Raw genomic sequence first — 26,736 nt, forward strand, 5'->3', positions numbered from 1 at the left:
GACGGTGACATTAGCACAGTGGAACCCAATGTTTCTTCAGGCTTTACAACTTTGCCAACAATGCCGCAATATGCCCACACTTTACGTTGATGATAACAATAATAAAGGAGTGATCATGGACGCAAATCTACAGGCATTTCCCGGGAGCGTCGGGCGTGTTTTTGCATTGGGTTTGACCTATCGCGCTCATATCCAGGAAGTGGGGGCGGAGGAAACAGAGCCGATGATGTTTGCCAAGCATTGTGAGCATACGGTTGGGGATTGCACTTTGCGCCTTCCGGACGAATCCTTGCTTTGGCAGGAGCTGGAAAAGCTGGACTCGTCATTGGCCGCCCGGTTTAGAAAAGCGCTCAAACATATGCCATTGATGCTGGATTATGAGGTGGAGCTGGGGATCTATCTTGCAGAAGATGTCTCTGCAGAGCAGTTGGACGATCCACAATGGATGCCCAAAGTGGGGCTCTTTTTAGCCAACGATGTCAGTGCACGCAGTTTGCAGATTTGCGGTGAGCTGGCGGAGACCGAAGCGCAAAGAATGAATTATTGGACGCTGTCCAAAAGCCTCCCGGGGTTTTTGCCTGTTGCCGATGCTATGTATTTCCCGGAATCATTTTCACCAGAGGTTTTTCCTGATATTGAGTTGCGACTAACAGTCAACGGTGTTGAGAAACAACGAGACAGTTGTCGAAACATTATCTACAGCCCCAAACAAGTGTTGCACTATGCATTGCAATCTTCCGGCGAGAGAGGATTGAAAACAGGTGATTGTATTTTGACCGGTACGCCAGCCGGGGTGGCCTTGCGAATGACACCGTTTAAGAAATTTATGGCGAAAATTTTGCCCGCATCACTGCGAGTTAAACTGGGCATTCAAGGTGGGGTGAAAGATCCATCCTATTTAAAAGCAGGTGATGAGATTACCATTTTAGCTGAGCCCTTTGGTCAGCAAACCCTTAAAATAGAAGCTTAAAATTTAATCAACTTTATTGATTAAACAATGCCAAAGCGTGAGTTCACTACTACTAGTGACTGTCAGGTGCATCACAAAAATATTGTGACGCACTTCACAAGTGGGTGGGCGGATTTTTGATAGTTTCAAGGCCCGGTACTAGATTGTATCGAGTGACTTATCTTTTTGCGGCGGCATAAAAAGTTCCGATAAACGGGACAAAAATGCTGACACTTTTTAAAGATAAGCCGAAACAGTTTTGGAAAAGGATGCCTTTCCATGAAAGCTTTGGCCGTCAGTTTATTTTGTCTTTTCAGTACATCTTTATGGGCAACTGAGGCCCCTGAGGTTATGGTGCCTCCTGGGGTAAAACCTGGAGAAACCTTTTATATTGTCTTTGTGACTGCCGCAAACGATATTGGCACCTTCAGCAGTGTTCAGGAGCTTAATCGCATCGCCAATGAAGAGGCGGACTCAAGCAGTTTTAAGGGTACTGACGCACCCAATATTGAATGGAAGGCAATGTTCAGTCACGCCGATGGTACATTGCAGACCAGTAATCTTTTCCACGATCCTGACGCTCCGATTTTCAATCTTAATGGTGAAAAAATTGCCGACGATGTCGAGGATATGTTCGACGGTGATCTGGACGCTGCTATCGCCTATGAGCAATCCGGTTATGAGGTTAGCAGCCTGGTGTTAACCAGTTTCAGTGCTGAGGGTGAAACTGTTGATGGTGGTCTGGCGAAAGCCGAAGGCAGTTGTCCGGTGGGATTGGCAGGTCATAAAAGTGCGGCCTGGGCGATGAGTGGACCGAGCTATTGCGGCAGTGGACGAGGGGATGAGCGTACTGGCGCATTGTACGTGGTCTCGCCGCCTTTGATTGCTCCCGGTAAGCCGGAAGTTTCCCAGCAAGCGGCGATTATGAATTTTCTTAGCAATCTATTGCCAACGGCCAGTGGTGGCGAACCGCAATCAGAATGATCGCGAAACCGAATGTCGAAAAGCAGGCGATAACATCCCAGAAACAACACTCATAAAAAAGCGCCGACCTTATTCAGGTGGGCGCTTTTTCTGATCCATCCCTGTTCAGGGACTTCTCGGTTCAGTTGCCTATTCGACGTCCAATGCTCCGCGACGAATTTGATCGCGTTCCATGGATTCAAACAGTGCTTTAAAGTTACCTTCGCCGAAGCCGTCGTCTTCTTTTCGTTGAATGAATTCAAAGAAGATAGGGCCTACCTGGGTCTCTGAGAAAATCTGGAGCAACAGGCGAGGCTGGCCATCAGCGGTAGTACCGTCCAGTAAGATGCCGCGCTTCTTCAGTTCTTCAACCGGTTCACCGTGACCTGGCAAACGCTCTTCGAGCATCTCGTAATAGGTATCCGGTGGCGGCGTCATAAACGGAATGTCTTTTTGCTTCAGTTTATCCCAGCAGGCAAGCAGGTCATCACAGGAGAAAGCGATGTGCTGAATGCCCTCGCCGTTGTAGGCCATCAGATACTCTTCAATCTGGCCTTTACCGCCGGCCGCTTCTTCGTTCAAGGGAATGCGGATCAAGCCATCAGGTGCCGTCATCGCACGTGATTGCAGACCGGTGTACTCGCCTTTAATGTCGAAGTAGCGAATTTCTTTGAAATTGAACAGCTTCTCGTAGTAATTCGCCCAGTAATTCATGCGGCCGCGGTAAACGTTGTGAGTCAGGTGATCAATGACCTTAAAACCACAGCCTTCAGGATGACGATCAACGCCGTCGAGATACACGAAATCAATATCGTAGATGCTGGTTTCAGGTTCGTGGCGATCAACCAGATACAAGGCTGCACCACCGATGCCCTTAATGGCGGGCAGGTTCAGCTCCATAGGGCCGGTTTTCATGTCCATGGGCTGGGCACCACGCTTGATGACTTCCTCATAGGCGTGGCGGGAATCGCGGACACGGAAGGCCAGGCCGCAGGCGCAAGGGCCGTGTTCTTCAGCGAAGAAATAGGCTGGGCTGTTCTTCTCGTAGTTAGTGATGAAGTTAATGTCGCCCTGACGCCACAACTGACAGTCTTTACTGCGGTGATTGGCGATATGGGTAAAGCCCAGGGATTCAAATACGGCTTCCAGCTGACCTTTCTCTGCGGCAGCAAATTCAACAAATTCGAATCCACACAAACCAATGGGATTCTCAAATAAATCGGCCATAACAGGCTCCTTATTCTGTTTCATACATCGTCGGCTAAATCTGGGTTCAAAGGATATATCCTGCCAACAGAAATTATTCTTCTAATTTCACCGGAATGTCGACATAATTGGGTGGTTTCTTTCTAAATACTGTTTTAAATGGGTGGTATTTACCATGTCTGATCAAAAGCCGAAGTTTTCCGCCTCTGAAAAGGCCATTTTGGCGGCCTTACAGCGCGAGGGGCGTATGTCCAATGTGGAGTTGGCCCAGCAGGTAGGGTTATCGGAGTCGCCGTGTTTTCGCCGAGTGAAGCAGCTGGAAGATGATAAGGTGATTACGGCGTACTGTGCGGTGGTGGATCAGCGTCGTCTTGGCCTGGAGGTAACCGCTTTTGTGCAAGTGGATCTGGAGCAGGGTTCAGAAGCCGATACGGATGATTTTATGGATGCTGTCAGGGCTGAAGAATACATCACCGAATGTTATGCCATGAGTGGTGAATACGATTACTTGCTGAAGGTGGTTGCCCGAAACATTGATCATTTCGGGGAGATCAGTATGAAGCGTATCTTGAAATTCCCCGGCGTGAAAAACATTGTATCCAGCTTTAATTTGCTGGAGGTGAAAAATACCCGACAGCTACCGTTGTCTTGAGAGCTACTATTGGCTTGAATAACAGTAGAAATAACAAATCAATAAGCGCGTTATAAGGAGAAGTATTTTGGAAAGCACCATTCCTGTCGGTAAGGACGACGTTAATCTGGCGGGTCATGTTGACAATGTGGTTCTGTACCGCTGGTTCAATGAGCAGCGTCTGGAATTGTTTGATACCGTCAGTCAACGCCGGGGAAAAGCGTTTGTACCGCCTTACGTAAAAACCGAGCTGCAATTCAAACGGGAAGTGTTCGATCATGAGGCGGTAAAGATCGAGTTGGAGCTGACTCATACCGGGAATCGTTCTTTCCAGTTGTATCAGGTTTTACGGCAAGATGGCGACATTTGTGCCACTTGTGAGACCGTTGCCGTTAACTTTTGTACTGAGACTCAGGAAGTCATCGCTCTTGATGAGTCTTTGAAAGCCTTGTTGGCCGAGCTGCTTTGAGCCTTTAAGGAAAGTGAAAATGATGGCCAAGGCCGCGAAGGCTGGGTAAACTGCGAGGCTATTAATAAAGAAAAACCCTTGTTTTTCAAGGGAAAACCGGAGAAACACAACGTTGAAAAAGCTGAGTTATCTCTTCGAGGCCAATAAAAAGTGGTCCGAATCCATTAAAGAAAACGATCCTGAATTTTTTACTCGTCTGTCCAAGCAGCAGGCACCTGACTATTTATGGATTGGTTGTTCCGACAGTCGAGTGCCAGCAAATACCCTGGTTGATTTGCCGCCCGGTGAAGTTTTCGTGCATCGTAATATTGCCAATGTAGTCGTGCACACGGATCTGAATGTTCTTTCCGTACTGCACTACGCGGTTGAAGTGATCAAGGTTAAACACATCATTGTTTGTGGCCACTATGGTTGTGGTGGTGTGATGGCAGCAATGGAAGATGAAGATCATGGTTTGATCGATAACTGGTTACGTCATATTAAAGACGTTGCTCGTTTTCACAAAGATGAGCTTGATGCGTTGCCAGAGGCAGAGCGAATTGATCGTATGTGTGAGCTTAACGTGATGGAGCAAGTGCGTAACGTCGCGAACACCAGCATTGTCAAAAATGCCTGGAAGCAGGGCAGCGAGCTGTCCATTCATGGCTGGATTTACAACATCAAGAACGGTGTTTTATGCGATCTGGATATGTGCGTTTCTGATTCCAGTGAGTTAAGCCCGGAAGCCTAACAGCTTGCTTGGTCATGACGTTATTCGAGGCCAAGTTCTATCGCAATGCGGGTAGCCTCAGCACGAGAAGAGATGCCCAATTTGCGATAAATCGATTTAATATGATCCGCAATGGTGTAGCGCGACAGTTCCAGTAACTGGGCGATATCGGTGCGGTTCAAACCTTTTGAAATCAGTGTCAGAATTTCCGCTTCTCGTGGTGTGAGATCGGGGTTCAATTCAGGGTTTTTCTGTTTTTTGTCCAGCTGCCTGAAGTGCTGCAAAATCTTTTTTGAAATATCCCCGGAGATTGGCGGCGCACCATCAACGATGTCTTGCAGTTTGTCGATCAGAACGCTGCCCGGTTCATTCTTCAACAGATAACCGTCTGCCCCCATTTGCAAACATTCAAAAACCGTATCTTCGTCATCGGCCATGGTCACAACGACACAAAGAACATTGTCACAGTGTTCTTTAAGTATGGGAATGAGCTCGCAGCCCCGGCCGTCTGGCAGACTGATATCGATGATCGCCAATTGAAATTCGGATGTCAGAATATGTTTGGTCGCTTCGTCCAGATTACTGGCAAATTTGGCAGGTTTTGCTTGGGGAAGGGCCTGCAGCAGGTAGCTGGCCATCAGCTCCTGAAACAATAATTCGTCTTCTACGACCAGGCATTGCTCAATATTCATCGATATTCCATAGATCAAATAGGACCCGGATATCATTCCAGGCGCTCACTTCATTGATTTGCGGCCAGTTTAATCAAGCGGGCCGGAACAAACGACTACAAGTGATTACGTCTATATTATGATGGGGATTGAAGCCAAACAAAAGTGTGTGAATAAACGGAATTGTGCATTGGATGGTGATTCAGGTATTGGCTTGGGGTGACTCGCTGTTTTGTCGCTCAATCCCTTTATTGTTCACTTGCAGGGTGAGCCAGGCGAGACCGTTTTGCAGGCGCTGCTTCAGTTGCTTTAATGTTACTTCCGCAGTGCTCCAGTCCAGAGCGTCTTTTTCAGACATTAACTGCAATTGCTTTGCTTGTTGGGCGCTGTCAATTAATCCTAAAGCCGCACATAAACCGGCCAGACGATGGCTGCTGGCTGCAAGCTGTTTGGCGTTTTTTGACGCCTTGAAAGCTTCCAGTTCGGCTAGCAACTCGAGACAGCTGTCGTGATAGCGCGAAAAGAAATCCTGTAATTCTTCCGGGTTTTTGTAGCGAGCGATATCGTCCAGAAAGCGAATGTCATAACGTTGCACTGAAGCATCGCCAATAGGCTGAACATCGTGGCGTTGTACCAAGCTGTAGAAGACCGGCAGAGAGAAGGGCTTCTCCATCAAGAGTTCCATCCCCTGAGCTTTGAGCTGCTCGCTCAGCTCGGCGGTCAAGCCGGCACTGATGCCGATAATCGGGCAGTTAATGCCAATTTCCCGGAGCTTGGGCATAAGTTCCTGCCCGGAGATCAGGGGCATATGGATGTCCAGCAGCACTGCATCAAAATGGTATTCCTCTGCCAGAATAACAGCTTCGCTGGGATCTACTGTGGTGTGAACGGTGTGGCCGGCGCCGCGCAACAAGCTGGCAATAATTTCTGTATTCAGTTCGACATCATCGACAACCAAAATGGTCAGATGTTCGTCCATTTGAATATTTTGCTCTGGAATGCGTACTCGCAAATGAAAATCAAAACGGCTGCCTTTTCCGGGCTCGGAACGGAATGAAATTCGGCCACCCAGCCGGTCGGCGATGTTTTTCACAATCGCCAGACCCATACCCGTCCCCATCAGTTCACCCTGGCGATTATTACTGGCCTTGGTGAAACTGTGGAATATTCGATCCTGGTCTTCGTAGGGGATGCCAATCCCGGTATCTTTGATTGAGAAACACAAGTTCATTTCACCGCGAGTTAAATATTGCCCGCTGCACAACACATTTATTTCACCGGACTCGGTATATTTTGCTGCGTTATTTAACAGATTATTGATCAACTGTTGAAGTAAATCCGGATCGGTTTCAATCACCGTGGGAACATTAGGCTCGATGAGGTATTCGAGTTGAATGTTTTTCTCTTCACAAATTCCCTGCACCAATGCTACGGAAGAGTCCAGAATATCCAGCAAAGAGGTAGACTGAGTTTTCAACTGTTGTTGTCGGCCCGATTCCAGAAGCAACACGCTATTGAGTTGTTGCAACAGTTTGTTGCCGCTGCGGTTCATTTGTTCGATGTAGCTGTTTTGCTGCTGATTCAGTGACGTTTGCTTGAGCAGTTTGATTAATCCCAGCATGCCATTAATCGGCGTTTTAACTTCATGGCTAAAATAAGTAATAAACGCCGAGCGGGATTTCTCCAACTCCTTGGCGGCAATATTGTCCAACTGGATCGAGCGAAATTTTTGGGAAATCGCCAAAGACAACATATACATTTCAAAGACGTGGCACGTCAGTCCGGCAAGCAGAATATTTTCAAAACTGGGGGCCAACCCAATAGTAACCAGAGCCGGTAATGTAGAACCGGCGATCAGCGCAATCCAGCCGATAAACACAAAGATTGCTGGCTTGAAGCCTCGCCGGTAGGCCAGCCAGGCTGAAGCGATCATCAATGTTCCAAAGATTGGGTGCGGCGCAGCCGAGATAATGCTGAACAGTTCCCGTCCTGTAAAAGGGTAAGTGATGAACAACACGACGTAGTAGAGCATTAGGGCTTTGAATGCCCAATCGAGTTCTTTCAGTAGACGGGGGACCTGAAAAAACACATAACAGAACCAGGTACCAAACAGTTGTACCCCGACACTGGAAGGTTTGTAAAAATAGAGTTCATAATCGTAAAAACCAAATACCGTATTAAACAGCCCGTAGGCACTGACGACAAAGACCACGCCAAATAGGGAATGGATGGCATAAAGAATATGGCTGACGTCGCGTACGGTAGCCCCGAAGAATAAATTATGCAGGGCCAGCGACAGGGAAATACCGACCAGAAAAAACAAATAACTGGTTCTTGCGCTGGAAGTAATCAGTGAGCTCTCGTATTTTTCGAGATTGATGTTCAGGGACGACACAATGGGCGAGGCCACCCTGATTAACATCTGATAGTTTTTCCCGGCTTGTATTGGGAGTTCGTTTAGCCAATCAGAAGACAATGTGTGCAAACCTTCGGTACTGGCGTGGTATCCACTTTCTTCATGCAACACCAGCTCACCCTGATGGAACAAAAACAATTCGATTTCCCGAAAATGTGCGTTGGCCATGCGCACCGCCCAGCGTTGCTGAACATCACTTTCAACGTTCATGGCAAACCAGTATTGGCCGGCGTGTTTGGGGAAGCCGGTTTCCCCGGTAATTTCATCGCCTCGGGGATTGGCGAGCCTTTCCAGCACCAATGTTGGCGTCAGTTCTCGTTCGATGTCCAGAAGCAGAATGCCTTGGTCGCTGATGTTTTCAGCGACGCTCAGGGGTGCCAGAAGCGGCAATAGAAACAGCAGCAGAAGTTGGCGAATTCGGTGATTTGAGATATTAGGATTCGGCATGCCTGAGAGTATTTCCTGTCCGCTAGGCTTGTTCTTATTGGTTTAAGGGATTCCTTTTCGCTAACACTCACACTCAATAATGGGCGATCCTGCCGTATGGGGATAATAAACTCTGCCAGACGGCTATGCACCCCCTTAGATGGGGGGTGCGAGACAATTGAATAGGATTTCCGTTGTTGGAATCAGCGCAGACAGGACAGGGAACACGCTTAACGGCTTGTTGAGTGTGTTCCTGTGTGCCTGGAGATGAGGGGCCGTTGTGGCTCAGTTGTGGCTTAGGCAATGCGCCCGGTTTCAGATTGTCGCACCAGGCCTTCAAAGTTGGCCCGATCTTCCTGGGCTCGCTTGGAATTGTCCATTTTTGAAACAATCCAGATGGCCAGGAACGCCGCCGGCATGGTAAACAGGGCCGGATAGTCGTAGGGGAACAGGGCTTTTTCAAAGCCAATGATGTCCACCCAGACTTTCGGGCCGACAATAATCAGGCCAATCGCGGAGACAAAGCCCACGATAGCGCCAGCGACGGCTCCGCGAGTGGTTAGCTTCGACCAGTACAGAGACAACAGAAGAATCGGCAGATTCACACTGGCCGCGACGACCATCGGCAAAGTTGCGATTACCGCTACGTTTTGTTCCTGGAATACGATGCCCAAAGCCACGGCCAGCAGGCCGAGTACCAGTGTGACAATGCGGGTCAGACGAATTTCCTTATCCGGGTCCGGTTTGCCTTTGCACAGAACCTGGGCGTAGAGGTCGTGGGAAATTGCCGCTGAGCCTGCAACGGTCAGGCCGGCAACGACGGCAAGAATTGTGGCGAAGGCAACGGCCGACATAAAGCCCATGAGTAAATCACCGCCTACCGCGTTCGCGAGATGGATGGCCGCCATATTCCCGCCACCCAGGAGCTTGCCGGCAGAATCGGTATATTCCGGGTTACCCATCACAAAGACGATGGTTCCGAAGCCGGCAACAATCAGCAGCAGGAAGAAGTAGCCAATAAACACGGAGGCGTAAAAAGCCGACCTGCGGGACTCTTCCATATTGGGGACGGTGAACAGACGCATCAAAATGTGGGGCAGGCCCAGTGTGCCGAACATCATGGAGACCAGCAGGGTCAGGATTTGGATCGGGTCATCGATCCAGACGCCATTAGTTAGGATGTCATCGCCCCGCGGATGCTTATCGACAGCTTGTCGCAGCAGCTCATTGAGGTTGAAATCCACGCTGTAGAGCACCAATACACCGATAATGGTGATACCGCTGAGCAGCAATAATGCTTTTACGATCTGTACCCAAGTGGTCGCCAACATACCGCCAAAGGCCACGTAGGCCATCACCAGAGCCGCAACGATGATGACCGCCACTTCATAGGGCAGGCCAAACAGCAGCTCAATCAATTTGCCGGCACCCACCATCTGGGCAATCAGATACATCACCACAACAGACACAGAGCCCAGTACGGCAATGACTCGAGTGCGGGTCTGTTCCAGGCGCAAAGCAACCACATCGGTGAAGGTCACCTTGCCCAGGTTACGCACACGCTCGGACAGCAGAATCAACATCATTGGCCAGCCTGCAAAAGCGGCCAGGGCCAGGGTCATGCCGTCGATACCTGTGGCATAGATCAGCGCGGTAATTCCCAGAAAGGATGCCGCGGACATAAAATCGCCCGCAATCGCAGCGCCGTTTTGCAGGCCGCTGATTCCCCCGCCTGCGGTATAAAATTCAGCACTGGTTGTGGTGCGTTTTGAAGCCCAGTAACTGATGTACAGGGTTACACAGACAAACACCAGAAACATGGCGATGGCCGTGGGGTTGACGCTCTGGCGTTCCACTTCGCCATCAATGCTGCCCGCCGCCAAAGCAAGGCTGGAGAACAGAAATAATGGGAACAGGGACAATAAACGGATGGGGAGCGGTTTACTTAGCATAGTGGCTGACCTCCTCATCCTTGGGGTCCAGGTCTTTCGCGAACTTAAGATAGATCAGCTCAATGATCACAAAGCTGAAGATCAAACTTACGAAGTAGACCAAGCCAAAGGGAATGAGGCTGCCGGCCATTTTTTCGGCAAAGAGTGCTTTCAGTGGGCCATAGCCCAGAGCGAAACCAAAGTAGAGGGCCATAATAATGATGGCCATCACCACTCGTAGGCGATTTTTTTTGCGGATAAGCGTCTGCACATCCCGGGAAGTGGACATAGTTATCATCTCTTCTTATTGCTGTTCTTGCTTATTACTGTTGTTATTTCTGCTTTTTAGAGCCTGATCGCGACGGTATGACAGGCGGATTAATCCTTGCACAGAAATCCGGCAAAGACCAGACGAGGCTCTTGCTTTATAACACCGGGCCAGGGCATGACCTCCTAAAGAAATCCCTCAAAGGTGTGTCAAAAAGTGCGTTAAATGAAACAGAAGAAAATGACGGAAAGAATGGCTCTGAACGAGCCGTTCTAAAAGACAGGCGCTATTGAAACCAGCTGCGAAAATTCGCGGATTGGTAATTGGGGTTATCGATGACCACATGCCCGTGTTTCACTTCAACGGGCAGGCCTTCAACACGCAGGCGAGAGGGCAGGGGTTCGCTGAAAGACAAGGTGACCTTTAACACCGGGCGGTTGGTTTCAAACGGATCGGCCAGGCGGCTGGGCAGGGTGCGAATCAGTGTCACGGGCTGGCTGATATGAGCTTCGGCCTTGAAGCCATTAGGGAAAATCACGCTCACTCGACTGCCAAGTTGGGTATAGTCAACGAACTTGGGTTCCAGATAAGCGATAACCTTGGCTTCCGAGCGGGCCGACAAATACATCAACTCCATGCCGCCGCCCACAATATCACCTTCGGCGGCGGTAATGTCGTTTACGGTTGCGGTGTCAGTCGAGCGAATAACGAACATATCCCGGCGGGCCTTGAGGGTGACCAATTGCTGGCGCAGTTGACGAATCTGGTTGGCCTGGCTGCCACTGACGTTATTGCGTTGCTGGGACTGAAGTTCGCGGAGACGTTCACTCTGGGCGTCTTTGTACCAGAGATCGGCTTGAAACTTTAATTGCTCAACCCGATTGAGCTGGTCTTTTTCAATGATCTGGTTTTTATGCAGCTGTTGATATTCTTTCAGCATCTCCTGCATTTTGATTTGATTGTCTTTCGCTGCGGCGATCTTGTTTTCCAGTACGGAATTCAATGCTGGATTATTCAACTGATTGTGTTTGAGCAAGGTGTTGAGTTCCAGCTCAATCTGGGCAATTTCAGCATCGAGTACAGGAGTTTTAATTCGAATCAATGGTGTGCTACGATGAACCGTTTCACCGACTTGCACATAAATTTCATTGACAACGCCTTCGCCGGGACTGACCAGCTTTTGCGGAGTCATGGATACCACGCCTTCCGAGGTGACGTTCACCCAGCTCACATACAGCCAAAGAGCAAACAAAATCACTGGGCTCAGTGCCAAAGCCAGGATCAGATACCAGCGGGCTTTGTAAGCACTGCGTTTTGCCGGAGCATACTTCAGCTGCACGCCGTTTTCACGGGTGGGCTCAGATTGTTTCAGTGGGCTGAAGCGAACGTCCATCTAAAACTTATGCCCCCGTTTCAGTACCCACCAAGGGGCCATGGAGCTTTCTTCGTGGCCTCGTCGCAGCACTTCGTTGAGCAGACAGAAAACACACCAGAAACGCATCAGCATGGTGTACAAGGGGAACAGCGGCAAATACAAAATAAACCAGACATCTTCCTTGGGGCGCTCGGAAATCAACACCATATGCACGATAAACAGCAAGCCAGCGGTGAAGACATAGAGCCCATATAAAAACGCCATCAGGGCAATAAAAAAGACGATCGGGTAGCTGACCAGTAACCAGATGGTATAGAGCAAGACCACAATCGGCAGAACCACATTCTGGCCGACACCGTAAATCAGGGTATAGATAAATGACTTGGTGCCCATCAGATCCGGGGACAGGCTTTTATAATGTTTGCGTAGATACAGGAACAGCAAATCGCCATCCCAGCGCAGACGTTGCATCAAGAGGTCTTTAAAACTCGCCGGCACATCGGTATGTCCGACGGCCAGAGGCGCAAAGCCCAGGCGCAGATTAGGGTGGCGCTGGAAGTAAGTTTTAATGCGCACCGTTAGATCGAGGTCTTCAGCGGTGTGGGTGTCCCAGCCGCCGATATGCCGTAAAAAATCGCGACGGAACGCCCCGAACGCTCCGGAAATATTATTGAGCAGGTTCCATTCGGCCAAACCGTTTTTGATGGTTTGCATGGACAACAAGTACTCAATGCCCTGCATTTTGCACAACAGGTTGTCGCTGTGGTTTCGGGCACGCAGAGCACCACCGGCAGCGGGAACATTCGGGTCGTCGAACAAACGCACCATTTCGCGCACCATGGTGTTATCAAAGGACGTATCGCCATCCACATTGATAACAATGTCACCGGTGCTGTTGGCTAAGCCGGCATTCAGGGTAGAGACCCGGCCACCCCGTTGCCATTTTGGAAGAATGACAAATTCACGATTTTCATACTGGGCAAACCCGGCGCGGCAGGAGAGGGCCGCCGCATAGGTATCGGCATTGACACTGGCGCCATCGACAACGGCAATGATTTCGATATTGCCGTCGTAGACTTGCTCGGCCAGTGTGTCGATGGTTTTAATAATTGCATCGCCTTCGGCGTAACAAGTGATGATGCAGGAAACTTTGGGAGTGCGACGGGGGAAAACACTGGCACTGTTCAGTGCTTCGGCTTGCTCTTGCAGATAGCGTTTTTGATACCAGCGCAGGCAACCGACAATGCCCATGATCATCAAGGGCAGTTCCAGTAATACCAACATGGGAATAAACATCATATTGGGCAACTGGTTGAAAAAGTTCCAGTAGGTGTTCTGAATCCAAAACTCAATGCTAGATAACATCGTCTATGTCCAGCTTATTGGATTGGGCCAGCAACCATTGTTGAGTGTTTTCCGGCAGATCTTTACTGGGTAATGGAAAATTCCTCACCTGAAGTTTGAGTACAGAGCTGTCATTGGCCGCTTCGATGCTGGCCAGTTTGGCCGCGATCTGGTCCAGCCATTTAACGGAGGTGTGGCACAACAGAATAACGGCCTTATCGGCATCAATTTCGGCAAAGACATCGGTTTGGCGAATCACACTGTGTAGACGTTCCTGCAGTTCTGCAATCTGTGCGAGAGCCCGGGCTTCTCCCAATTGGGTAATCGCCTCGGCGACGCCTTCCCAATTTAAAAACAATAATAGATGCTGATGCTTATGACGCTGGGCGCTGGTGTTGGTCCAACGCAGCAACCAGCTGAAATTTTCAATGGAAGTACTTTCACCCCATTGCAAAGCTCGATTGTCAAAGATACGGCCGACGCTGGCGATTTGATCGGCGGCGGGGCCAAGGCCATAACGGTACAGGCGTCGTTCTTTTAGCTCATCGGGTTTGTGACGATGACCGTTGTGGCAGCTCGCAACAACCTGGCCTTCAATAAATCGGTGGTCGCAGGATGCGCAGTGGAAGCGTTCAAGCGGGCGATCATAGTCCACACCAATATGACGTAATTGTGTCAGGCAGGTTGGGCAGCGCAGGGCGGTATCCAATTGGAATTCACCCTGTTCTCCGACGTGGCCACAGGTGAAACAATGCAGCGAAACGCTACTGTTGATATCAATGCTTTTGCAGCGAGGGCAAATATCGACATAGTTCAAGTGTTCGCTGTCACAGCGAGGGCACTGTCGCACCCTATCGACCAGTTCGCGTTCAACAATGACATCGCTTTGTCGCCACAGGGCGAGGGTCTTTTGTTGATCTTCAATTCCCAAACAGCTGAGCAAGGGGTATTGATAACTGGAATGGCTTTGCAGCTGCCAGCGTGGTCCAAATGAAGAATCGGCGCGTGGCCAGGCGTGCGCTAAAAACTTATCCAGAGGGCTGGAGCCGGTATGCTTCTGCAACTGCTCAAGGCGCTCATAAAAGCTGTCCAGAAACGTGTGAAACTGGCTGCGTTTTTCAAATAAGCCATCGCCAAGGTGTTCAAGAAGCGGACTGTCTTGTCTGCAGAAGACGGGAATTTCTCTCGGCAGATCAAGTTTCCCACTGCGTAAATCCCAGAGGATCTGATCTTGCTCCGCCAGAGAGGCATCAGAAAAATTAAGCAGTAACAGCTGGAAGTCAGTGCTGTATTCGAATTCTGCAGAGTCACTACCGCCGTGGTCCAGGTGGGTATATTCTATGCCGTCAATGGCCTCTAGCGGCTGGGCGATGTCATCCCTCATCACCAGTGCATGGTACACACTCATTAATACTAAAAACCTAGCAGAAACTACTGAAACGGCGCATCGTACCATAGGATGTATGGAAAGCACGCTTACTCATGCTTTTGAATCGACCGTTTATGCAATGTTCCCATAAAAACGGGCGTATTTCATACTAAATGATGAGTTTTGGGCTGAGGTTCACTGGGTGTAAGTGCTTAGGTAAATTTCCTATAACGGGACCTCGACACTCAAGCCGAAAGTTCGAGGTGTTCCAAATAGAGCGTAGTCGTTTCCGCCCAAAATATAGAGGTGGGCAATATAGGCTCGGTCAGTGAGGTTTTTCCCCCACAGACTCAGCTTCCAGTTTTGATTGACCATTTGCCAACTGAGTTTGCTGTCGAGCAGAGTGACGGCGGGCTGCACGGTAATCTGATTGTCAGGCTCGCGATAGCTTTCGTCTTGATATTGCATGCCGACATGCCACTGTAGCTTTCCGGCTAAGGGGCCATCTTCTATCACGGTTTGATAATCGGCGGAAACATGGGCACTGTGTTCGGGAGATTGTCGAAGCGTGCTGCCCTTATAATCTCGTCCATCGGCGGCTCTGAAACTGTCGTAGCGTGCTTTCAAATAGGCATAACTACCGCTGAATGTCCATTGCGGTGAGGGTGAATAAACCATTTCCAGTTCAATGCCCGACAGCTTCGCTGAGGCCGCATTACTGGTTTCAAACACACCGAAGTTATCAATGGTGCGAAACTGCACGACTTGTAAGTCCCGATAGCGAGTCACAAAGCTGGCCAGGTTCAGGCGCCAGCGATTTTGCCATTGAGCTTTCAGGCCCATTTCAAATTGCAGCGCGGATTCGGGTTGAATAATTTCTCGTGCTGATTGCAGGTTGCCGGGAACACCTTGAAAACCACCGCTTTTAATGCCTTCGGTGACTGAACCGTAAACCATCAAGTCATCTTGCAGTTGATGTCGCCATGTGAGGCGGGGTGAAAAGTCCTGCCAGCTGTTACTTTGATGGGATTGGAAGTTCTCCAGTATAATCGCCGGTGCACCACCATTGATGGCGGTTTGTCGGAGTGTTTTTTTGTCGCGATTGTAACGGGCACCCAGACCGATATGGCTTCGTTCGCCGAGTTGCCATTCCAGTTCGCCGAACAAGGCCAGATTCTGGGTGGTATTAAATTGCTGGGATACGGCGCTGGCCCCGGTGAAAAAAAACGTTTCTTGCCTCCGGGTGAGTTCACGCAGAAAATAAATACCGGAAATCAATTGCAGGCGCTCATGGGCTTGCCATTGCAAACGGAATTCCTGGGAGTATTCGCGATAGCTTTCCCGTACATTCAAATCGACAGTCTGTGCTGTGGAGGAAGCGGGTAAGCCGGAAGAATCCTCAAGCCAGTCAAACTGACTGTGGCGATAGGCGCTGATGCTGCTGAACTGCCAGTCATCGGATTGCCAGTGAATACGTTGTGAGCCACCCCATATGGTGCGGTCGGTGTAGCCGGGTAGGTCGTTGGTTGCGTGTTTGTAATCGCCGCCGAGTTCTGAGAAAAAATCCGTAGGTAAAGCACTGCCTGTTTCATCCCGCCTTGCGAGTGGCACTCGGCCAGCAACTGGAATTCGGCCTGTAGAGTTCAGGTTGTCTCGACTGGCATCCAGATTCCAATCCATTTGCCATTGCTCATCGATTCGATGAAGCAATTGCGCACGCAGTCGACTTTTGATTTTGCCCATCTGTTTTTCGCCGGGGCGAACGAGATTTTCCTGCCACCCTTCGCGATAGCGATGATCGATCACTGCGCGGCCCAGCCATTGTTCATCCTCGTCGAGTGCGCCGTTCAAACTGAGATTGGCATAACGAGCATTATAGTTCCCAAGGCCCAGTGTAAATCGGGCCTGGTGATCGGCGCTGGCCTGGTGGGTGCGTACGTTGATGGCACCACCAATGGAATTTTTGCCGTACAGGGTTCCCTGCGGGCCCCGCAGCACTTCAATTTGATCGACATCGAGAATGTCCAGATCGATGCTGGAAATGCGCCCGATGTACACATCGTCAACAAACAGCACCACGGAGGAATCCATGGCAGCACCGTCGTCGTTGGAGCCAATACCACGCAGGTGAATAGACGGCTGGCCAAGGCTGTAGGAACTGACCGACAGGCCAGGAGTGCGATAGGAAATTTCCTGTAAGTCCCGCAATTCGGCTCGATCAATCTGCATGTCATCAATGACGCTCAGCGCGATAGGAACCTGCTGTAAGTTTTGCCGGTAGCGCTGTGCTGTCACAATCACTTCTTCCATGGGGCGGAAGTCGTCGGGGAGTGTCTGCTGATCGGGTTCCCTGCGAGTCATCTGCAATTGTCGAGGTGGTGCTGGCCGTTTACTTATCCGCAGTTGACTGCCTTGCCAATCAAACTGCAAATCGCTATTGGCGAGCAGTTGTGCAAGAGCCTCATCGATGGTCATCCGACCACTCACCGCCGGACTTTGCTGCTCACCCACCAGCTCACTGGGGACCGCAATATTAACTTTTGCGATTCGGGCCAGTTCAATCAGCGCGTTGGCCAGAGAACCGGCGGGGATATGAAATGGATAGTTGCTGAGCGAGGTTTCGGTTTGGTCTACAGAAAGGGTGTCGGGGGGTGATGCTTGCCCATAGAGCGGGCAGGGGAGGATCGCTGCCAGAGCAGAAAGCCAAAGGGACGTATGTCGCCGATAAGGACGCGCTGTGTTCAAGGCCTTTTTATCAAGCAAGGCTATACCTGATTGTTATCATTATTGTTTCGCAGACGGGTTCTGCGAGGGCCTGTTTAGGGGCCTGCTATTGAAATTACCCATGCCATCTGTCCAAGGATGGATCGGGTTTAGTATGTTATTTTCGTTGTGCTTTTAGCAATATTTCGCCATCGGCCAGTTCGACAACGTCCAGGGAGAGGCTGCTGGCCAGGGTGCTGAGTGCGGCGTCTTTGTCGTCCAGGCGCAATGCGGCTACCAGAGTACTCTCGCCCAGGCGTTCGTCTTGCAAGCGGATTTCTCCAGCGTAGTAACGGTTCAAATCCTGAATGACGTCGTTCAGGCTGCTGCCATTGTAAATCGCTTCGCCGCGTTGCCAGGCCAGAACATCATCACTGTTAACCTCTACAACGTCACTGCGCTTGCTCGCGGGTGTGTTGCCGATTAAATCTTCGAGCCAGTTATTGCTTTCCAGATAACTTAGTTGCACCTGTTCGTTGGCGGTGAGAACACGTTTTGATTGATAATCGCGTTGGCGCAGTTCGGAAAATTCCTTATCGGTGCTGACGTCGACCTTGCCTTCAACCACGGTTACCTGGGTACGTTCCTGATCACTGTAGACATTAAAGCGAGTACCCAATACGCGAACATAGGCGCCTTGAGTTTTCACAATCAATGGTCGCTCGGGATCATGGGCAATATCAAAATAGGCTTCGCCCTGTTCCAGTTCCAACAGACGATAGTTGTCGCGCATATCAATTTGCATGGTCGACTGGGTATTCAGTTGAATTCGGCTGCCGTCGCTCAAGCTGAGTTGAAGCTGCTCGCCTTTACCCGTTTGCATTTGTTGTCCCTGCCAGGCATTCCAATTCGGCAACAAAGCCAGGGCGGCAACGGTTGCTGCGGTGGCGAAAGCGAACCAGGGTTTCCAGGCGCGGGTTTTCTGAGGTGTCTGTTTTGAGCCGTCATTCAGTGGGTAAGACTCAAGGCGTTGATTGAGTTCACTGGAATGGCCCAGGCTGTGCCACAGGGCTTCGGCGCGTAAATAGGCTGCTTGATTGGCTGGACTGGCCTCCAGCCATTGGAAGAAAGCTTGTTCTTCACTTTGACTGAAACTTGGCGATTGAATTCGAATCAGCCAAGTCTCTGCGGCTTCATCCACAGAGGGGTCGGCAGGCCAGGCAAGATCAGCGGAACTCGGCTCACGCTCGGGTCTGCCCAGCTCATCGTTTGCCGCATTAGCAAATTCTTTTTCGGCCATGCCTGTGGTTTCTCATGTGTTTACTTACTTCTATAGACACACAAGTATGCCATAGCCTCCAGCAGTAAATGCAGCTTTAGGGGATTTAGCCGATATTCTGCTTTGTTTTGTGCCATATATAAGATCGGGGCGCGTTAATTTGAGCGCTGTGCCGCTTACAGGGCCTGGCGCATTTCCTTCAAGGCCCGGATCAGATACTTCTCAACGGTGCTCACGGCAACATCCAGCTCTTCGCTGATCTGGCGGTAACTGTAGTGATGAACCCGGCTGAGAATAAACGCCTGACGGCATTTTTCGGGCAGCTTATGCAAAACGCGCTCAATACGCTCCAGATCCTGTTCCGCCAGTACAGACTGTTCTGGAGCAGGGACTTCCTGGGATTCCCGATCGGATTCGGTGAGCTGTTGGTAGTGAGTATGTCGACGCAGTTTGCGGATGCGGTTCAGGGCGAGATTGGCAGCGGTTTGAAACAGATAAGCTCGCGGGTTTTCCAGATTGCCCGTGTTTTCACTGCGAATCAGATTGTGGAAGGCGTCCTGTGCTATGTCTTCGGCTTCGCTGCTGTCACCCAGGCGAAAGCGCAGAAAACGCAGTAAGGCAGACTGGTTCTGCTGATAAAGCGCCTGGACTGCCTGGCGATTTGGATCAGGTTTGTCGGTCATCACGGCTACCTCGCATCGCATATACCGATAGGGCATGTGAGCTTATTATTATGGCCTTGGGAACTCGCTTGGCTCTCAAGGTAACTATATAAACATTTAATTACATGTAAAACAATACCGATTCGCCTCATTTGAGGCGAATCGTGTGTCACAAGGGTTCGGCCACAGAGCGCTTACAGTTTGCGATGGTCTATCACTCGCTTGGCCTTGCCTTCGGAGCGCGGAACGGAACCGGGTTCAACAATCTCAATGCGGGTCGAAACGCCAACGATGGATTTGATGTGATGTTGCAGCTCTTTGGCCAGGCCTTGCTTCTGCTCATCGGCCATCACGTTCTGGCTTTCGACCTGAACACTCATGGTGTCCAGATTGCCATTGCGGTCCACTTCAATCAGATAGTGAGGTGCCAAACCTTCCGTACCGATAATTTGTTCTTCGATTTGAGTCGGGAACACGTTGACACCACGGATAATCAACATATCGTCGCTTCGGCCGGTAATGCGGTCCATGCGGCGCATGGTGCGAGCGGTACCGGGCAGCAAACGCGTTAAATCACGGGTGCGATAACGAATAATCGGCAGAGCTTCTTTGCTCAGGCTGGTGAAAACCAGTTCACCTTCCTCGCCGTCAGGCAGCACTTCGCCGGTTTCCGGATTGATGATTTCCGGATAGAAATGATCTTCCCAAATGGTTGGGCCGTCTTTGGTTTCGGCACATTCCATTGCTACACCAGGCCCCATCACTTCAGACAAGCCGTAAATGTCGATGGCATCAATGCCGAGGCGTTGTTCCAGTTCTTCTCGCATGGAACCTGTCCACGGCTCGGCACCGAAGATGCCCAGACGCAGATTTAATGTGTGCGGATCGATGCCCTGGCGCTCCATCTCATCAGCGATGTTCAGCATATAAGAGGGGGTGACCATAATGATATTGGGATTGAAATCCTTAATGAGCTGAACCTGCTTCTCTGTTTGACCGCCGGACATGGGAATCACGGTACAACCCAGGCGCTCAGCACCATAGTGCGCACCCAGACCACCGGTAAACAGGCCATAGCCGTAAGCGACATGAACCATATCTTTGCGGCGTCCACCGGCGGCGCGGATGGAGCGGGCAACCACATTGGCCCAGGTATCAATATCGTTTTGTGTGTAGCCAACCACAGTGGGTTGACCGGTAGTTCCACTGGATGCGTGAACACGAACGATATCGTCCATGGGGGTGGCGAACATGCCGAAAGGGTAGTTCTCACGCAGATCCTGTTTGGTGGTAAACGGGAACTTGGACAGGTCGGAAAGCTGTTTTAGATCGCTGGGGTGTACACCATGGGCATCGAATGCTTTGCGATAATGGGGGGAATTTTCATAAGCGTGGTGCAGGCTTTTCTGCATTCTTTCCAATTGCACAGCACGCAATTCATCAATGCTGGCTTTCTCGATGGATTCAAGCTCATCGCTTATCACTTCTCTGGTCACTGTCTGCCTCCAGGTGCTAGATCCGGAATAATTTTATGGAGAAACCCGGTTATTTAGGCTTGGGTCTCGAGTTATCGTTGTGACGTTTGGACGTTTATTGTTTTCTGTGTGCATCGCTAAATTTTATAAGTTATTGATTTACATGCAATATTTTATTTTTGGCAACACAATCACAGCGGGCTCGCCCTGATTTCAATCAAATATAACACGAAAAATCCGTTGTAAGCACTATTTTTGTATCATATACTTTTTTCAACTTACGCGGAGCCGTGGAAGCCGATGCCATTGGTTTTCCTGAATCTTTCGCGCCAATATCTACAAGAATAAACGTGTCGGTGTCGCTCATTGTCGACCCTGTCCAGTGTTAACCCAAACAATCAATGTGAGGCCTAGATGAGCAAAAAGCTGCAGAGTTACGTCAACGGACAATGGCTGGAAGGTCAAGATGATGGAGTGATGGTGTATAACGCCATCAACGGTGATGCCATTGCCAGCGTGAGCAGTAAAGGTGTCGATTTCCAAGCGGCTCTGGATTACGGTCGCACCGTGGGTGGTCGCGCATTGCGTGCAATGACTTCACACGAACGCGCCAATCGTTTGAAAGCGCTGGCCCAGCATCTGATGTCCATAAAGGATAAATTCTACGCCGTATCGGCCTGGACCGGTGCTACCAAAGCCGATAGCTGGGTGGATATTGAAGGTGGTTTGGGTACTTTGTTTACTTATTCCTCGCTGGTTCGCCGTGAAATGCCCAATGAAACTTTTTGGCTGGAAGACGGCGTAGAACGTCTGTCTGCCAACGGTACGTTTATTGGTCGCCACGTTCTGGTCCCGAAAGAAGGTGTGGCTGTTCACATCAATGCTTTTAACTTCCCGTGCTGGGGCTTTCTGGAAAAAATGGCGCCCAGCATTGCGGCAGGCATGCCCGTTATTATCAAACCGGCGACGGCGTCCTCTTACCTGACCGAGGTGATGGTTAAAGAAATTATCGATTCCGGTATTCTGCCAGACGGCGCCATTCAGTTAATTTGTGGCAGTGTCGGTGACACGCTGGATCGTTTAAACGAGCAGGATGTTGTGACCTTTACCGGTTCCGCATCGACAGGCCAAATGCTGCGTTCCCATCCAAACATTATCGGCAAGTCCATTCCATTTACCATGGAAGCAGATTCATTGAACTGTTGTATTTTAGGTGCCGGTGTTGAGCCAGGCAGCCCTGAATTCGATTTGTTTATTAAAGAAGTAGCCAAAGAAATGACCACCAAAGCGGGTCAGAAATGTACCGCGATTCGCCGTACGATTGTGCCTCGCAATCGCGTTGAAGCGGTGCAGGAAGCTTTGGCTAAGCGTTTGGACGGCATCAAAATCGGTGACCCGGCTGCAGAAGGTGTGCGCATGGGTTCACTGGTGGGGCGCGACCAAATGAACGATGTGCGTTCTGCGGTGAATAATCTCTGCGAAGCCGCCGAAGTGGTTTACGGTGGCAGCGATGATTTTGATGTGGTCGGTGCGGATAAATCCAAAGGTGCGTTTTTCCCAAGCACGGTTTTGTACTGCGACCAGCCGCTTAACAGCGAAATTCCTCACTCGGTGGAAGCTTTTGGCCCCGTCACCACTATGATGCCTTACGACACCACGGAAGAAGCGATTGAGCTTGCCAAAATGGGTAAAGGCAGCCTGGCAGGTTCGCTGGTTACCGCGGATGATCAGGAAGCGGCGAAAGTGATTTTGAGTACCGCGTCTTACCACGGTCGTATGCTGGTTTTAAATCAGGATTGCGCAAAAGAATCGACAGGTCACGGTTCACCCATGCCAACGCTGGTACACGGTGGTCCGGGTCGCGCCGGTGGTGGTGAGGAACTCGGTGGTTTGCGTTCCGTGAAGCACTACATGCAGCGCACGGCGATTCAGGCGTCTCCAACAACGATGACCGCAATCACCAAAGAGTTTAACCCGGGATCCGAGCAGCTGATTGACAAGATTCACCCGTTCCGTAAAAACTTCAATGAAGTACGTATCGGGGATACCTTGATTACCCATAAACGCACTGTGACGGAAGCTGACATCGTTAATTTCGGTTGTATTTCCGGCGATCACTTTTACGCACACTTTGATGAAACCGCCGTCGCGGATTCTTTGTTCGGAAAACGTGTTGCTCACGGTTATTTCATTATCAGTGCTGCAGCCGGCATGTTCGTTGACCCGGCCCCAGGCCCGGTATTGGCTAACTACGGCCTTGAAAATCTGCGCTTTGTAGAGCCTGTTGGTATTGGTGACACCATCCAGACTCGACTGACTTGTAAGAAGAAAATCAAGAAAGACAAGCGCCCGGATGAAGATAAAGCGAATGGTGTTGTGGTTTGGGATGTGGAAGTTCGCAACCAACACGACGAGCCAGTGGCACTTTACAACATCATGACTCTGGTCGAGCGCGAAGAAGACTGATTTTCTTCCCGCTAGACGCCTTGCAACGATTCCCGCAGTAACTTTAAGCCGCGCTTTGCGCGGCTTTTTTTATGGGTGTTCGGGAACCGATTAGTTGTAAATAAGCGCTATGCGAGACAAAAACCAGCCATACATCGACGGACAAAGAGCCTGATTTCCATACACATAATAGCCTTTATTGGGAAACACCAGCCAATTAGTATTGGCTTGTTAAAGAATAATCCATTCGCATGGTTTTAAGCTTTATCCGACAAATCTTTAATTTACCCTTTTAGTTCTTTTAAGAGATGCTTTTTGTAATCTTTCCAACGGTAAACACCTTTGTACATCCAGAATATGTGGGGGATTACAATATCGTTGCCTAGATTCCAGTAGTCCTTTTCTACTATCTCACCGTTGACTTTGAGTGCTCTAAGTTTAATAGACTGGAATTCGATATCGGCGGATTTTGGGATTTTGACGATATAAGCTGGAGTAATCCACTCCTGCCACTCTTTGTCAGTTGAAGATCGGCGAGTCATGAACTGAGATACGGTTTTCCAATCAGCTTCCAGACCCACATAGTATTTCCTGCATAACCTTTTTTGAGCCTGTTCTATCGACTCGTTTAGCGGTGCTTCGCGGCTTTTGTGTACGACGTTTGGGCGTTGGTAGTCTCTTAAGAATACAAGGTATTCACTAGCTAGATCCAAAATATGCCCCTGAATGAAAAAATCAACCGTTTCTTCGCCTCCCTTATAGCTCTCAGCGACCTGAGCGGAAACTTTTTGTCCGCAGATTAGTATTTTTCCATCATGATTGACCGTATAAATCTCAGCTCCAGTGACAAAAATTCTGGCAACGATTTCTGCCTTGTTGGCGTAGACTGCAATATCTTGCTTCATGTAACTGGTTGCCCAGGATTTGCTGAATATCAGCAGGGTCACAATATAGACTAGAAATTTCATTAATCTTCCATGTGTTAATGATTGAGATTGACTTGTGCGCGTACTTTAGCTTTCTGGGTTGAGAGTTTACCTTTCCGATTTTACCAGCTTAAAACATACCAAAAAATAATAACATTAGTCCGAAAGTTCTTGCTTCTCTGGTGAAGCATGATACCTAAATGCTAGCGGTGATTGTACAGCTGCGGCAGGTGGCGTGTAATGGGAGAAAATGCTCCTTTGTTTTTCTCCCATGATCCTAAGCCAATGATACTTATGTCAAGATGATAGAAGTTCCTGCCATAAAGGCTAAAGTAGGTTAGGGGGCATCATCGCCAGGTTATCCCTTATTTAAGCCCCCACAAAACATCCATGAAACCCAAACGGAAATTGCTCTTCAGCCCAGGCCATGGAGACGGGTCCAGCGGCTAATTGACCTGCCCGAAACAGAGCTATCCCGGTTTGTTGCGTGTCACGATTTGCTAATGTGTGTAGAACATACTCCTGACCGTTTTTGCTGCGTACGAATAGTGGCTCTTCAATCGTAAAACCTTTCCCGAAATCGAAAACCTCTTGCTCGGCTGTTAATGGGTGATAGCTGAGTAAGTAGTCTTGATCAGTTTTGGATCCCGGAGAAACAGGCCGCCCCATGCCAATAATGGATTGAGGCTTGAAGGGTTGGCTTTCCTTAATGTTGGGAAACTCCATGGAAAGCTGACTGTGTTCCTTGCGCCAACGGCCAGTTTTAATATTTATGCGGTACAGATTCAGCTCGCTATTGTATTGAGTAGCGTCTTTGGCGAAGGCAGATTGAGGCCCAAGGCCCAGACCCTTGCTCATAACGTCTGCATTTTTATATTCGGCCATGGAAAAACAGAGCTCGTCACCCAATTCAAAAGCATTGCCAAAGTGGAATACAAAGTTTGCGGGAATATCGATGGTTTTAAAAACGCTGAGGTCATTTTTATCCAGCAAAATAATTTCAGACTTCCCCTTCGCATCAAAGTGGAAACTGTCAAAATAGTTTTTCCCGGCACTGTAGATGTTGGCTGTGTTCACCAGAATGACAAAACGCGGGCTCAAAGCAAAGGCGTGCATATAACCCGCCTGTTGCATGGGAATGGCTTTTACGCGCTTTAGGTTCGCTTTGGCATCCAATTGGTAAACGATAGTTCGGGCCTGGCCACCGTAAATCCACGAACCGATATTCCACCAGTCACCGTTCGCATCCCGTAATGGATGTGCCGAAAAGGGCAGGTGTTTTAAATCGTCGCTCCAATCAACCCGACCATAGGTGGCCAGAGTGTCCGGATCAATTTCATAGGCAGAACCGGCTTCCCACAGCGCGAACAGCTTATCTCCCATTTTGCGCACTGAAATATTGGCGGGATTAGCGGTGTCATTATTGCGCGAGGATCGAGGGTTTGGTGGGCTGCTGCCCAAACCACGATACAAGAAGCGGCCGGCTTCTTCTTCGGCGAGGTATTTATGGGTGGCCACCATTTGAGCCTGGTGGTAAACCTGGCCACCCTCCAAGGTAAAGCGTTGTATCATGCCGTCGCCATCAAACAGATGGCTGTGCTGAAAACCATCGCGTTCCAACATGGCTGGACTGTTGCGATACAGATTCCCGACCAGATCTTCAGGCCATTGTCCTTCAACGCGCAATCGGGTTTTAGGGAACTGCTTGGGCACGCCATTAAAGGCCGTGTCGGAACCGGTACCGGCCAGGCTCAGGCCGGCTTTTGCGCCCAGACCGAGCGCGGAAGCCGCGCCCATTTGTTGAATAAACTGACGACGATTAGGCATGGGATTTCTCCAGTTAGCGCAGATTGATTACGATGGTTTTGTCTTCTTCCAGCTTAAAGCTCGCCTTGTTGAACTTGGCGGGGCCAAACGCGCCAGCGTCGTTGGAAAAACCATAGGGTTCGCTGGGAATTCCGAGCATATTCCGATCCAGCTCACGGTTGTTGTTGGCATCGTGGTACAGGCTCACCGCATATTCGCCAGCGTTCAGGTCGTGAAAGGTGATGCGTAGCGTGTCACCATTGATGCGCTGCTGGACATTTGCGACGGATTTGCCGTCCATCTTGTTGAAATGCTCGGCATCGTCATAAAGGCTCAGATAGGTCGTTCCTTTGCTTTCCTCGTAGCCTTTGATCAGCAGGGTCAGTTGATGTTGGCTCTGTTCGGCCAGAGTTAAGGGGCTACAGGCCAGGCCCAAAAGGGCAAGCATGGATGTTATGGTTTTGGATGTATGACTTAAGCGTTTCATGGTGATCTCTCCAGATGTGAGTTGCGTTTCAGTGGTGAGCAGTATCTCTCCAGAAGCGTTTTCACACAGTTGCCAAAAGTCATGACATTGACCAGCTGAAAACATGACTTTTGGCACCTGAGAACAATCGACAACTTCCTATAATGTTCAGCTACATTGAGCCATCCGATGTCTGGGGCAGGGTGCGTTCAGTGATAGTATTGAGAGAAATGTAATAAAGCAGGAA

The 26,736-nt window shown here is 49.8% G+C and carries 21 protein-coding genes; 6 read left to right on the plus strand and 15 right to left on the minus strand.

Features of this window, described 5'->3' with window-relative positions:
* The first annotated feature begins 115 nt into the window (after positions 1 to 115).
* Complete coding sequence (locus tag G8768_RS19575; RefSeq protein WP_166843330.1) at positions 116 to 970, plus strand: fumarylacetoacetate hydrolase family protein; 855 nt, start codon at positions 116 to 118, stop codon at positions 968 to 970.
* Between the two features lie 258 nt (positions 971 to 1,228).
* The gene (locus tag G8768_RS19580; RefSeq protein ID WP_166843329.1) at positions 1,229 to 1,933 is read left to right on the plus strand and encodes a hypothetical protein; all 705 of its coding nucleotides are present in this window, start codon (positions 1,229 to 1,231) and stop codon (positions 1,931 to 1,933) included.
* A gap of 129 nt (positions 1,934 to 2,062) precedes the next feature.
* On the opposite strand, the gene hppD is transcribed toward G8768_RS19580, so the two are convergent.
* A complete protein-coding gene (hppD, locus tag G8768_RS19585; protein WP_166843328.1) occupies positions 2,063 to 3,139 on the minus strand; it encodes a 4-hydroxyphenylpyruvate dioxygenase in 1,077 nt (358 codons plus the stop codon).
* Positions 3,140 to 3,293: 154 nt separating this feature from the next.
* On the opposite strand from hppD, the gene G8768_RS19590 reads away from it, so the two are divergent.
* The 3 genes from G8768_RS19590 (at position 3,294) to can (ending at position 4,948) form a co-directional block, all read left to right on the plus strand.
* Positions 3,294 to 3,770, plus strand: coding sequence for an Lrp/AsnC family transcriptional regulator (locus G8768_RS19590; RefSeq protein ID WP_166843327.1), 477 nt, complete (start codon positions 3,294 to 3,296; stop codon positions 3,768 to 3,770).
* A gap of 67 nt (positions 3,771 to 3,837) precedes the next feature.
* Complete coding sequence (locus G8768_RS19595; protein ID WP_166843326.1) at positions 3,838 to 4,218, plus strand: acyl-CoA thioesterase; 381 nt, start codon at positions 3,838 to 3,840, stop codon at positions 4,216 to 4,218.
* A gap of 112 nt (positions 4,219 to 4,330) precedes the next feature.
* Positions 4,331 to 4,948 (plus strand): carbonate dehydratase, encoded by a 618-nt coding sequence (gene can, locus G8768_RS19600; RefSeq protein WP_166843325.1) that lies wholly within the window; start codon positions 4,331 to 4,333, stop codon positions 4,946 to 4,948.
* Between the two features lie 20 nt (positions 4,949 to 4,968).
* Here the strand turns inward: can and G8768_RS19605 are convergent, their stop codons facing one another.
* The 11 genes from G8768_RS19605 to paaK all read right to left on the minus strand — a co-directional run bounded on the left by G8768_RS19605 (position 4,969) and on the right by paaK (position 20,867).
* Positions 4,969 to 5,619 carry a response regulator transcription factor gene (locus tag G8768_RS19605; protein WP_166843324.1) on the minus strand — a complete coding sequence of 217 codons (651 nt, stop codon included), beginning with the start codon at positions 5,617 to 5,619 and terminating at the stop codon, positions 4,969 to 4,971.
* A 181-nt stretch (positions 5,620 to 5,800) separates the two neighbouring features.
* Positions 5,801 to 8,461 (minus strand): ATP-binding protein, encoded by a 2,661-nt coding sequence (locus tag G8768_RS19610; protein ID WP_166843323.1) that lies wholly within the window; start codon positions 8,459 to 8,461, stop codon positions 5,801 to 5,803.
* A 275-nt stretch (positions 8,462 to 8,736) separates the two neighbouring features.
* Complete coding sequence (gene actP, locus G8768_RS19615) at positions 8,737 to 10,392, minus strand: cation/acetate symporter ActP (protein WP_166843322.1); 1,656 nt, start codon at positions 10,390 to 10,392, stop codon at positions 8,737 to 8,739.
* The gene (locus G8768_RS19620) at positions 10,382 to 10,660 is read right to left on the minus strand and encodes a DUF485 domain-containing protein (protein ID WP_166843321.1); all 279 of its coding nucleotides are present in this window, start codon (positions 10,658 to 10,660) and stop codon (positions 10,382 to 10,384) included. The genes actP and G8768_RS19620 overlap by 11 nt, the downstream gene beginning before the upstream one ends.
* A gap of 265 nt (positions 10,661 to 10,925) precedes the next feature.
* Positions 10,926 to 12,032, minus strand: coding sequence for an HlyD family secretion protein (locus tag G8768_RS19625; protein ID WP_166843320.1), 1,107 nt, complete (start codon positions 12,030 to 12,032; stop codon positions 10,926 to 10,928).
* Positions 12,033 to 13,379, minus strand: a complete 1,347-nt coding sequence (locus tag G8768_RS19630) for a glycosyltransferase family 2 protein (RefSeq protein WP_208020282.1) — start codon at positions 13,377 to 13,379, stop codon at positions 12,033 to 12,035.
* Complete coding sequence (locus G8768_RS19635) at positions 13,369 to 14,766, minus strand: TackOD1 domain-containing metal-binding protein (RefSeq protein WP_166843319.1); 1,398 nt, start codon at positions 14,764 to 14,766, stop codon at positions 13,369 to 13,371. Before G8768_RS19635 ends, G8768_RS19630 begins: the two co-directional genes overlap by 11 nt.
* Positions 14,767 to 14,952: 186 nt before the next feature.
* Complete coding sequence (locus G8768_RS19640) at positions 14,953 to 17,490, minus strand: TonB-dependent receptor (RefSeq protein ID WP_166843318.1); 2,538 nt, start codon at positions 17,488 to 17,490, stop codon at positions 14,953 to 14,955.
* 118 nt (positions 17,491 to 17,608) lie between these two features.
* Complete coding sequence (locus tag G8768_RS19645; protein ID WP_166843317.1) at positions 17,609 to 18,730, minus strand: FecR family protein; 1,122 nt, start codon at positions 18,728 to 18,730, stop codon at positions 17,609 to 17,611.
* Positions 18,731 to 18,885: 155 nt separating this feature from the next.
* Positions 18,886 to 19,392 (minus strand): RNA polymerase sigma factor, encoded by a 507-nt coding sequence (locus G8768_RS19650; RefSeq protein WP_166843316.1) that lies wholly within the window; start codon positions 19,390 to 19,392, stop codon positions 18,886 to 18,888.
* A 173-nt stretch (positions 19,393 to 19,565) separates the two neighbouring features.
* A complete protein-coding gene (gene paaK, locus G8768_RS19655) occupies positions 19,566 to 20,867 on the minus strand; it encodes a phenylacetate--CoA ligase PaaK (RefSeq protein WP_341801038.1) in 1,302 nt (433 codons plus the stop codon).
* A gap of 393 nt (positions 20,868 to 21,260) precedes the next feature.
* Here paaK and paaZ point away from each other — a divergent pair, with 393 nt between their 5' ends.
* Entirely contained in the window at positions 21,261 to 23,312 is a 2,052-nt protein-coding gene (gene paaZ, locus G8768_RS19660; protein WP_166843315.1) for a phenylacetic acid degradation bifunctional protein PaaZ, read from the plus strand.
* Between the two features lie 263 nt (positions 23,313 to 23,575).
* On the opposite strand, the gene G8768_RS19665 is transcribed toward paaZ, so the two are convergent.
* The 3 genes from G8768_RS19665 to G8768_RS19675 all read right to left on the minus strand — a co-directional run bounded on the left by G8768_RS19665 (position 23,576) and on the right by G8768_RS19675 (position 26,510).
* Positions 23,576 to 24,259: a hypothetical protein gene (locus G8768_RS19665; RefSeq protein WP_166843314.1), complete on the minus strand. Its 684-nt coding sequence runs from the start codon at positions 24,257 to 24,259 to the stop codon at positions 23,576 to 23,578.
* Between the two features lie 327 nt (positions 24,260 to 24,586).
* Positions 24,587 to 26,044, minus strand: a complete 1,458-nt coding sequence (locus tag G8768_RS19670; RefSeq protein ID WP_166843313.1) for a carotenoid oxygenase family protein — start codon at positions 26,042 to 26,044, stop codon at positions 24,587 to 24,589.
* A gap of 13 nt (positions 26,045 to 26,057) precedes the next feature.
* A complete protein-coding gene (locus tag G8768_RS19675; RefSeq protein ID WP_166843312.1) occupies positions 26,058 to 26,510 on the minus strand; it encodes a DUF2141 domain-containing protein in 453 nt (150 codons plus the stop codon).
* Positions 26,511 to 26,736 lie beyond the last annotated feature (226 nt).

It is taken from the genome of Pseudoteredinibacter isoporae (genome assembly GCF_011602085.1).
GTDB classification, from domain to species: domain Bacteria; phylum Pseudomonadota; class Gammaproteobacteria; order Pseudomonadales; family Cellvibrionaceae; genus Pseudoteredinibacter; species Pseudoteredinibacter isoporae.